Source organism: Actinoalloteichus sp. AHMU CJ021, from assembly GCF_002895405.1.
In the GTDB taxonomy this organism is placed as follows: Bacteria; Actinomycetota; Actinomycetes; order Mycobacteriales; family Pseudonocardiaceae; genus Actinoalloteichus_B; species Actinoalloteichus_B caeruleus.
This window is the reverse complement of the sequence record NZ_CP025990.1, coordinates 6,414,428-6,425,633: the sequence shown is the minus strand read 5'-3', so window position 1 is coordinate 6,425,633 and position 11,206 is coordinate 6,414,428. Positions and strand designations below refer to the sequence as shown.

1 protein-coding gene is annotated in these 11,206 nt (G+C 73.2%); it reads left to right on the top strand.

Translation table 11 applies throughout. From position 1 onward, the window contains the following. The first annotated feature begins 87 nt into the window (after positions 1 to 87). Positions 88 to 11,190, top strand: coding sequence for a type I polyketide synthase (locus C1701_RS25990; RefSeq protein WP_443098175.1), 11,103 nt, complete (start codon positions 88 to 90; stop codon positions 11,188 to 11,190). The last annotated feature ends 16 nt before the right edge of the window (positions 11,191 to 11,206 follow it).

Sequence of the window (11,206 nt, the reverse complement as noted above, 5' to 3'; positions counted from 1 at the left end):
GCGGAGGAACGGACTCAATGCTGGTCATCTCGAGAAAGCGACGTTGCGATGGCGGATGAGGAGAGACTGCGCGGCTACCTGGCGCGGGTGATCGCCGAGCTGGACGACACGCGGCAACGCCTCCGGGACGTCGAGACGAAGGCACCGGAGCCGATCGCGATCGTCGCGATGGGCTGCCGCCTGCCGGGAGGCGTGCGATCGCCGGAGGACCTGTGGAGCCTCGTCGTCTCCGACGGCGACGCGGTCTCGGGCTTCCCGGGCGACCGCGGCTGGAACGTCGACCGGCTTCCCGGCTCCGACGAGGCCTCCGCGTGCCAGGGCGGCTTCGTCCACGACGCGGGCGAGTTCGATGCCGGCTTCTTCGGGATCAACCCCCGCGAGGCGTTGGCGATGGACCCGCAGCAGCGGCTGTTCCTGGAGACCTCCTGGAAGGTCCTCGAACGTGCGGGCATCGACCCGCTGTCGCTGAAGGGAAGCCGGACCGGCGTGTTCGTCGGCTCGTCGTCCCAGGGCTACGGCTCGGGCGCGCGCCAGGACATGAGCGGCTCCGAGGGCTATCTGGTGACCGGGACGTCCGGGAGCGTGGTGTCCGGCCGGGTTGCCTACAGCTTCGGGTTGGAAGGCCCGGCGGTGACCGTCGACACCGCCTGCTCGTCCGCCCTCGTGGCACTGCACCTGGCCTGCCAGGCGCTCCGGAACTCGGAGTGTTCGCTCGCCCTGGCCGGGGGCGTCACCGTCATGTCCAACCCCACCGGGTTCGTCGAGTTCGCCAAGCAGGGCGGCCTGGCCTCCGACGGCCGGTGCAAGGCGTTCTCCTCCACCGCCGACGGCATGGGCATGGCCGAAGGGGTGGGGGTGCTGCTGGTCGAACGGCTCTCCGACGCGCTGCGCAACGGTCACCCCGTCCTGGCCGTGGTGCGGGGCAGCGCGGTGAACCAGGACGGCGCCTCGAACGGGCTCACCGCGCCCAACGGCCCGTCCCAGCAACGGGTGATCCGCCACGCGCTCGCCGACGCCCGGCTGTCCCCCGAACAGATCGACGCGGTGGAGGCCCACGGAACGGGCACCAGGCTCGGGGACCCGATCGAGGCGCAGGCCCTGCTCGCGACCTACGGGGCGGACAGGCGCGATGACCGTCCGTTGTGGTTGGGCTCGGTCAAGTCGAACATCGGGCACACCCAGGCGGCGGCGGGCGCGGCCGGCGTGATCAAGATGGTCCTCGCGATGCGGCACGGGCTGCTGCCGCGCACCCTGCACGTCGAAGAGCCCACACCGTACGTGAACTGGTCGACGGGCGCGGTGTCACTGCTGACCGATCCCGTGCCCTGGCCGGAGACCGACCAGCCCCGCCGGGCGGGGGTCTCCTCCTTCGGCATCAGCGGCACCAATGCCCACCTGATCCTCGAACAACCACCAGCCCCCGCGACCCCGGAGCCGACGAGCGGGCCGGCACGGCCCTCGACCGTGCCCTGGCCGGTGTCCGGCCGCACCGAGGCGGCCCTGCGCGCACAGGCCGGTCGGCTCCGGTCCCACCTCGACGCCCACCCCGATCTCGAACCGGTGGACGTCGGCCACTCCCTCGTGACCACGCGTGCCGTGCTGGAGCACCGCGCGGTGCTCCTCGCCGACGACAGGCAGGGATTCGACAGGGGCCTCGGTCTGCTCGCCGAAGGCCGAGGCGGGGCCTCCGTCGTGCGCGGCACACCCGTCGACGGCAGGACCGCGTTCCTGTTCACCGGTCAGGGAGCGCAGCGGTCGGGCATGGGTCGGGAACTCCATGACGCGTTCCCGGTGTTCGCCGAGGCCTTCGACGCCGTGTGCGCCGAGCTGGACCCGGCCCTCGGGGTCTCGCTGCGCGACATCACGTTCGGCGACTCGGATCTGCTGCACGAGACGGCCTACACCCAGGCAGCCCTGTTCGCGGTCGAGGTCGCGCTGTTCCGGCTCCTGACCTCCTGCGGGGTCACCCCCGACCACCTGCTCGGGCACTCGGTCGGCGAGCTGGTCGCCTGCCACGTCGCCGGAGTGTTCTCCCTCGCCGACGCGTGTCGCCTGGTGGCCGCCCGAGGCAGGCTGATGCAGGCGCTGCCCTCCGATGGGGCCATGGTCTCCGTCCAGGCCACCGAGTCCGAAGTGGTCGAGTCGCTGGCCGGCCTGGAGTCCCAGGTCTCGATCGCCGCCCTCAACGGCCCGGAGTCCACCGTGATCTCCGGGGCCGAGGCCGTCGTGCTCGAGGTGGCCGACCGCTGGCGCGAGCGGGGTCGCAAGGTCAAGCGGTTACGCGTCAGCCACGCCTTCCACTCGCCCCGGATGGACGGCATGCTCGCCGAGTTCCGGGCGGTGGTCGCCGGACTGACGGCCGAGGCGCCCCGGATTCCGGTGGTGTCGAACGTGACCGGGTCGCCGTTGACGCCGGAGGAAGCCGCGTCGCCCGACTACTGGGTCCGCCAGGTGCGCCAGGCCGTGCGGTTCCTCGACGGCATGCGGTGGCTGCACGACGAGGGCACGACCTCCTACGTGGAGTTGGGCCCGGACGGGGTGCTCACCGCCATGGGCGAGGACTGCCTCGGTGCGGCGCCCGTGGTGGCGGCACCGGTCCTGCGCGGCGACCGGCCCGAGGTCCGGACCTTCCTGCGCACCCTCGCCGAGCTGCACGTCCACGGTGTCGCCGTGGACTGGTCCGCGCTGTACCAGCCCTGGGCCGGCCGTCGGGTCGACCTGCCGACCTACGCCTTCCAACGCCGCGTGTTCTGGCCGGAGCCAGTCAGGCCCCGCCCAGCCGAGGACGGCGGCGGAGTGGTCGAGGGGAGGTTCTGGGCCGCAGTCGAACGCGGGGACCTCGCCGAGCTGTCCGGCGTGCTGGCGGTGGAGGAGGACGAGTCCGCGTTGCGGACCGTCGTGTCCACGCTGTCGGGCTTCCGTCGGCGGCGCCGCGAACTGTCCTCGGTCGACGGTTGGCGCTACGACCTCCACTGGACGCCGCTGGCGGAGCCGGTCGCCGCGGCCCCGTCGGGCACCTGGCTGGCGTTCGTGCCCGACTCCCACGAGGTGGACGCTCTCGTGACGGGTGCGATGTCGGCGCTGCGCGCGAACGGGGCCGACGTGGTGCGCGTCGTCGTCGACGCGGACCTGGACCGGTTCCGCTGCGCGGAACCGCTGCGCGAGCACCCCGACCTCAGCGGGGTGCTGTCGTTCCTGGCCCTCGACGAGAGCGGCCATCCTCGCGGCACCGCGCTGCCCACCGGCCTGGTCCGCACCCTGGCGCTGGCGCAGGCCTGCGACGACGTGGGTGTCGAGGCTCCGCTGTGGTTGGTCACCCGGGGCGCGGTCACCTCGGGTCCCACCGACCCGCTCCCCAGGCCCCGCCAGGCGATGACCTGGGGACTGGGGAGGGTGATCGGGCTGGAGCACCCGCGACGCTGGGGCGGTCTGGTGGACCTGCCCGAGGTGTTCGACGAGCGTGCCGCCACCCGGCTGTGCGGGGTGCTCGCCGCGACGGACGCGGAGGACCAGGTCGCCGTGCGCCCGTCAGGAGTCCTGGCGCCGCGCCTCCGGCGCGCCCCGGCCGCCGGGAACCCGGGAGGTTCCTCGTGGCGGCCGGAGGGCACCGTGCTGATCACGGGCGGAACCGGTGCCCTCGGCGCGCGCCTGGCTCTGGGGCTGGCCGAGGGCGGCGCTGAACATCTGGTGCTCACCAGCCGTCGGGGGCCTGCCGCCGAGGGCGCCGACGAACTGCGCGACGAGCTGACCGCGCTCGGCTGCCGGGTGACCCTGGCCGCCTGCGACATCAGCGACCGCGACGAGGTAACCCGGCTCGTCGACTCGATCAACGCCGCCGGACCCCCGATCAGGTCAGTGGTGCACGCGGCGGGTGTCGGCCAGCTGTCGTCGCTGGGGGACACCGATCTCGACACCGTCGACGCCGTCGTCTCGGCGAAGGTCGCCGGCGCCGCGATCCTGGACGACCTCTTCGCCGACGACGTCCTCGACTCCTTCGTGTTGTTCTCCTCCATCGCGTCGGTGTGGGGCAGCGGCGGCCAGGGGGCCTACGCCGCGGCGAACGCCTACCTCGACGCGCTGGCCCACCAGCGTCGTGGTCGTGGACTGGCCGCCACCTCGGTCGCGTGGGGCCCGTGGGCCGGCGCGGGCATGGCGAGGGACGAGGAGGCGGACCAGCACCTGCGTCGGCACGGTCTCGTCGCGATGGACCCCGGAACGGCGGTGGCAGCCCTGCGTGACGCGGTGGGCCGCGACGAGACGTTCGTGGCCGTCGCCGATGTGGACTGGGGACGTTTCGTACCGGGCTTCGTCGCGTCCCGCCGCCGTCCCCTGCTCGACGGCCTCCCCGAGGCCGAGTCGATCACGGTGGCCGCCGCTCAGGGACCCGACGGCGCCCGGGAGCTCCACGAACGCCTCGCCGGCCTCTCCGTGGCCGAGCGGGAGCACTACCTGCTCGCCCTGGTGCGGGAACAGGCGGCGGCCGTCCTGGGGCACGACTCGCCAGCCGAGGTCGACGCCGCCCAGCCGTTCCGCGGCCTCGGGTTCGACTCGCTGACCGCCGTCGAGCTGCGTGACCAGCTGCGCGCCGAGACCGGCCTGGCCCTGCCGACCACCCTCGTGTTCGACTACCCCACCCCGACGGAGCTGGCCGCCCGGCTGCTCGAACTGGTGTCGGGCACCGGCGACGCGGCGCCGGCCGCGCCGACCGCGGCCGCGCTGTCCGACGAGCCGATCGCGATCATCGCTATGAGCTGCCGGTACCCCGGCGGCGTGCGGTCCCCGGAGGACCTGTGGGACCTGGTGGCCGCCGGTGGCGACGGGATATCCCCGCTGCCGACCGACCGGGGCTGGAACGTGGACGCCCTGTACGACCCGGACGCGGAGCAGGGCACGGCCGGTGTCAGCTACGTGCGCGAGGGCGGGTTCGTCGACGCCGCCCGGTTCGATCCCGGGTTCTTCGGGATCTCGCCGCGTGAGGCGGTGGCGATGGACCCGCAGCAGCGGTTGCTGTTGGAGACCTCGTGGGAGGCGTTCGAACGCGCGGGGATCGACCCGACGCGGTTGAAGGGCACCGCGACGGGCGTGTTCGCCGGCACCACGGGACAGGACTACGGCTCGCTGGTCTTCAACTCGCCCGAGATCGGCGACGGGCAGGTGGCCACCGGTAACTCCGCGAGCGTCCTGTCCGGCAGGCTGTCGTACTTCTTCGGTCTGGAGGGGCCGGCCGTCTCGGTCGACACCGGGTGCTCGTCGTCGTTGGTGGCGTTGCACCTGGCGGCGCAGTCGCTGCGGGCGGGGGAGTGCTCGCTTGCCCTGGCGGGTGGCGTCACCGTGATGTCGACGCCGGGCACGTTCGTGGAGTTCAGCAGGCAACAGGCGTTGGCGGCCGACGGTCGGTGCAAGGCGTTCGCCGGTGCGGCCGACGGCACCGGGTGGTCCGAGGGCGTGGGTGTCCTGGTGCTGGAGCGCCTGTCCGACGCGCGCCGCAACGGCCACCGGGTGTTGGCGGTGGTACGGGGCAGCGCGGTGAACCAGGACGGCGCGTCGAACGGGTTGACCGCGCCGAACGGTCCGTCGCAGCAGCGGGTGATCCGCCAGGCCCTGGCCAATGCCGGGGTCGCCTCGTCCGAAGTGGAGGCCGTGGAGGCGCACGGTACGGGCACGACCCTGGGTGATCCGATCGAGGCGCAGGCGTTGTTGGCGACCTACGGCCAGGACCGCCCGGCGGACCGGCCGTTGTGGTTGGGGTCGGTGAAGTCCAACATCGGCCACACCCAGGGCGCGGCGGGTGTCGCCGGGGTGATCAAGATGGTCATGGCGATGCGGCACGGTGTGCTGCCCCGGACGTTGCACGTGGACGAACCGACCCCGCACGTGGACTGGGAGTCCGGGGCCGTGTCGGTGCTGGCGGAGTCGCGGGACTGGCCGGAGACCGGCGGGCCGCGCCGGGCCGGGGTGTCGGCCTTCGGGGTGAGCGGCACGAACGCCCACCTGATCCTCGAACAGCCCGAGCCCGAGCCGGAGCCGGAGCCGGAGCCGGAGCCGGTGGCCGGGGCCGGTGAGCCGGCCGTTGGTGCCGTGGTGCCGTGGGTGTTGTCGGGTCGGTCGGCGCGGGCCCTGCGGGAGCAGGCCGCCCGGTTGCGCGACCACCTCGACAACGGCGGGGGTGACCCGGTCGACGTGGGCTACTCGTTGGTGGTCTCCCGTTCGGTGTTCGAACACCGCGCCGTGGTCGTCGGTACCGACCGGGACGAGCTGGTCGCCGGGTTGAGTGCCCTTGCCGAGGGCGGGTTGGCCGCCGACACGGCCCCCGGTGTGGTCTCCGGGGTCGCCGAGTCCCGGGGCCGTCGGGTGATGGTGTTCCCCGGCCAGGGCTCGCAGTGGTGGGGCATGGCCACGGGCCTGGCCACCTCCTCGACGGTGTTCACCACCAGCTTCGACCGGTGCGCCACCGCCTTGGCCCCCTACGTGGACTTCTCCCCGTGGGCGGTCCTGCGGGGCGAGACCGACCCGGCGGTGTTGGACCGGGTGGACGTGGTCCAGCCGATGCTGTTCGCGGTGATGGTGTCACTGGCCGAGTTGTGGCGGGTCCACGGGATCGAGCCGGACGCGGTCATCGGGCATTCCCAGGGTGAGATCGCCGCCGCCCACGTCGCCGGGGTGCTGACCCTGGAGGACGCCGCCAGGATCGTGGCCCTGCGCAGTCGGGCGATCGCCGAGGAGTTGTCGGGTCAGGGCACGATGGCCTCGGTGTCGGCCCCGGCGGAGACGGTGCGGGGGTGGATCGGCCAGGTGTGCCCGGGTGAGGGTGCCCGGGTGGGGGTGGCCGCGGCCAACGGTCCGACCGCGACGGTGGTCTCGGGTGCGGTGGACGCGGTGGAGGCGGTGGTCTCCGATGCGGTGGCCCGGGGTGTGCGGGCGAAGGTGATCCCGGTGGACTACGCCTCGCATTCCGAGCAGGTGGAGGGGATTCGGGAGCGTCTGGCCCGGGATCTTGCCGGGGTGGTTCCTCGGCGGGGTCGGGTTCCGGTGTTCTCCACGGTGACTGGTCGGGTGGTGGATCCGACCACGATGGATGGGGAGTACTGGTATCGGGGTCTGCGGGGGCGGGTGGTGTTCGAGGATGCGGTGCGGGTGGCGGCTGGTGAGGGGTTCGGGGTGTTCCTGGAGGTGTCGCCGCATCCGGTGTTGACGATGGCGGTGGAGGAGACCCTTGATGGTGTGGGGGTCGCTGAGGTGGTGGTGTTGGGGTCGTTGCGGCGTGGGGAGGACGATGCTCGGCAGTGGGTGAGGGCGTTGGCCCAGGCCCATGTTCGGGGTGTGGGGGTGGACTGGGCGCCGTGTTTCACGTCGCACGGGGCGGTGGTGACCGACCTGCCGACCTACCCCTTCCAACACCAACGCTACTGGCCTGGGGCCAGCACGACGGGTGTCGGCTCGGCGACGGGCTTCGGCCTGGGCGCGGTCGACCACCCCTTGCTGTCGGCCACCGTCTCGCGGGCCGAGTCGGACGAGGTGCTGCTGACCGGCAGGCTGTCCTCGCACACCCAGCCGTGGCTGGCAGACCACGTCGTCGCCGGAACGGTCCTGTTCCCGGGCACGGGGTTCGTGGAGCTGGCGATGTGCGCCGGCGAGCAGGTCGGCTGCGGGATGCTGGAGGAACTGACCCTCCGGACCCCGCTGGCCCTGCCGTCGAAGGGCGGAGTGGCCGTCCAGGTCGAGGTGCTGGCCGAGGACGAGCCGGGCCAGCGGGCGTTCACCATCCACTCCCGAGCGGAGGACGGGGAGGACGAGGCGTGGACGTGCCACGCGGAAGGCGTCCTGACCGAGGCCGGCACCGCCCACGAGATCGACACCGACGTCTGGCCGCCCACGGGAGCCCGAGCCGTTGACGTGGAACACTTCTACGACGATCCGCACACCGGTGGGAGCGGCTACGGTCCGGCCTTCCAGGGACTGCGAGCGGCGTGGCGGCTCGGCGACGAGGTGTTCGCGGAGGTCGCGCTCCCCGTCGACACCGCGAACCAGGCCGGCCGGTTCGGCCTGCACCCCGCACTGCTCGACGCGGCCCTGCACGCCGTTGGGCTCGGCGATTTCGTCGCCGGCGACGGCACCGGCCACAACTGGCTTCCCTTCGCGTGGAGTGGCGTGGCCCTGGCGGGCACCGGTGCCTCGATGCTGCGCGTGCGGCTCTCTCCGGCGGGCGCGGACGCGGTGTCACTGCGAGCGGCCGACTCGGTGGGAACGCCGGTGGTCTCGGTCGACTCGCTGGTGCTGCGCCCCGTGTCGTCCGCCGGGTTGGCGGCCACCGGTCAGGGCGGGCGGAACTCGCTGTTCCACCTGGACTGGGTGCCCTCGTCGGCGCCGACCTCCGCCACGGCCACGGGCCGCTGGGCGCTCCTCGGTGACGCGGAACCGGGTCTGGACGCGGACCGGTACGCCGACCTCGCCGCGCTTGACGATGCCGTCGAGCGCGGTGGCGCGGTGCCCGAGGTCGTCGTGCTGCCGCTTGGCGCGCGAGGGACGGTCGACATCACCGCCGCGACCCACGACACGCTCGGGCAGGCGGTGCGCCTGCTGAGGGACTGGCTCACCGACCCCCGGCTCGACGGTGCTCGGCTGGTCCTGCTCACGCGGGCCGCGGTGGCGGCGGCGGGAAGCGTCGTCGACGACGTGACCGGCGCCGCGGTGTGGGGCCTGGTGCGGTCGGCCCAGCAGGAGAACCCGGGCCGCTTCGTGCTCGTGGACGTGGACGACCGCGCGGAGTCGATCGCCGCACTGCCCTCGGTGCTGGGCATGGATGAGCCGCAGGTGGCCGTCCGCGCCGGCCAGGTCCTGGTCCCCGTGCTGGTCACCGGGACGCGGGACGGCGCGCTCGAGGTCCCGGCCGACACCGAGCACTGGCGGCTGGACGTCACCGCGCCCGGCACGTTCGAGAACCTCGCCCTGGTGCCGGCTCCCGACGCGGCCACGCCACTGGCGCCGGGGCAGGTCCGGGTCGCGGTGCGCGCCACCGGGTTGAACTTCCGGGACCTCATCGTCGCGCTCGGCATGGTGCCGAGCGAACGCGACATGGGCAGCGAGGGCGCCGGTGTCGTCATCGAGGTCGGAGCCGACGTCGAGGAACTGGCCGTCGGTGACAGTGTCCTCGGCCTGTTCACCGGTGGTTTCGCACCGGTGGCGGTGACCGATGCCCGACTGGTGGCCAGGATGCCCGCCGGCTGGTCGTGGGTGGACGCGGCGGCCATGCCGAGCGTCTTCCTGACCGCCTACTACGCCCTGCGTGACCTCGCGAACGTCTCGGAGGGCGACCGAGTGCTGGTGCACTCCGCCGCCGGCGGGGTGGGGATGGCGGCGGTGCAACTGGCCCGGCACTGGGGCGCGGAGGTGTTCGGCACCGCGAGCCCGCCCAAGTGGGACACCCTGCGCGCGGCCGGACTGGCCGACTCGCGCATCGCCGACTCGCGGACGGTGGGGTTCGAGGAGCTCTTCCTGGACGAGACCCGGGGCGAGGGAGTGGACGTCGTGCTGAACTCCCTGTCGGGCGAGTTCGTCGACGCGTCCCTGCGGCTGCTGCCGGGCGGCGGCCGGTTCATCGAGATGGGCAAGACCGACGTCCGGGACGCCGAGACGGTGCGTGCGACGCACCCCGGCGTCGAGTACCGCGCGTTCAGCCTGATCGGCGCGGGTGAGGACCGCATCGAGGAGATGCTCGCCGACCTGCTCCGGCTGTTCGGGACCGGTGCGCTCACACCGCTGCCGGTGACGACCTGGGACGTCCGCCGGGCGCCCGAGGCGTTCCGGTTCATGGCCCAGGCCCGCCACGTCGGCAAGATCGTCCTCACCGTTCCCGCCGCACGGGACGTCGAGGGCACGGTGCTGGTCACCGGCGGCACGGGGCAGCTGGGTGGGCTGGTGGCACGGCACCTGGTCGCCGAGCACGGCGTCCGGCACCTGCTGCTCGTCTCCCGCCGCGGCTTCGCGGCGGACGGCGCGGTGGAGCTGGTGGCGGAGCTGGAACAGGCGGGTGCCGAAGTGCGGGTCGCCGCCTGTGACGCGGCCGACCGCGCCGAGCTGGCGGTGTTGCTGTCCTCGATCCCCGAGGAGCATCCGCTGACCTCGGTGGTGCACGCGGCCGGTGTCCTCGACGACGGCGTCATCGAGTCGTTGACCCCGGAACGGCTGGCGGCGGTGCTGCGGCCCAAGGTCGACGCGGCGGTCAACCTGCACGAACTCACCCGGGACACCGACCTGGCCGAGTTCGTGCTGTTCTCCGGCGCGGCGGGCACGCTCGGCGGGCCAGGCCAGGGCAACTACGCGGCGGCCAACGCCTTCCTCGACGGCCTCGCCGGGTACCGGCGGGCTCGCGGGCTGCCCGGCCAGTCGCTCGTGTGGGGTTACTGGACGCAGGCGACCGGGATGACCGGTCACCTGAGCGCTGGCGACGTGGAGCGCATGGCGCGCGGGGGAGTCGTGCCGCTGACCACCGAAGAGGGCCTGGCGCTGTTCGACGAGACGCGAGCGTTCGACGACGCCCTGCTCGTGCCGATGCGGTTGGACCTGCGGCGCCTGCGCCGGCAGGCCGCGAGCCGGCCGGTTCCGGGTCTCTTCCGGCGACTGGTGCGAGCCCCGCGCCGTCGCGCCGCCGGGTCGGCCGCGCCGGCCGGCCCGTCCCTGGCGCAGCGGCTCGCCGGGCTGTCCGAGGCGGACCAGCAGCGCCTGTTGGTCGACCTGGTCCGGATGCACGCCGCCGCCGTCCTGGGGCACAGCACGTCGGACGAGGTCAACGCGCTCCGACCGTTCAGGGAGATCGGCTTCGACTCGTTGACGGCGGTCGAACTGCGCAACCGGCTCGGCGCGGCGTCGGACCTGAGGCTGCCCGCGACGCTGATCTTCGACCACCCCACCCCGGAGGCGCTCGCCGAGTACCTGCGGACGCGGATACGTCCCGAGACTGCCGTGCCGGTCGCGCCCCTGCACGCGGAACTCGACCGGTTGGAGTTCCTGTTCCAGGGGGCGACCCCGGACGACCACGAGCGTTCCCTGGTGGCCGCTCGTCTCAGGCGGCTGCTGGCGGACTGGTCGGGACGGGACGAGGCGGTCGAGGACGAGGTCGTCAGCGAGAAGCTCGCGTTCGCCAGCGACGACGAGGTCTTCGACTTCGTGGACAAAGAACTCGGGTTGTCCTGACATGCCGCCGACCGTG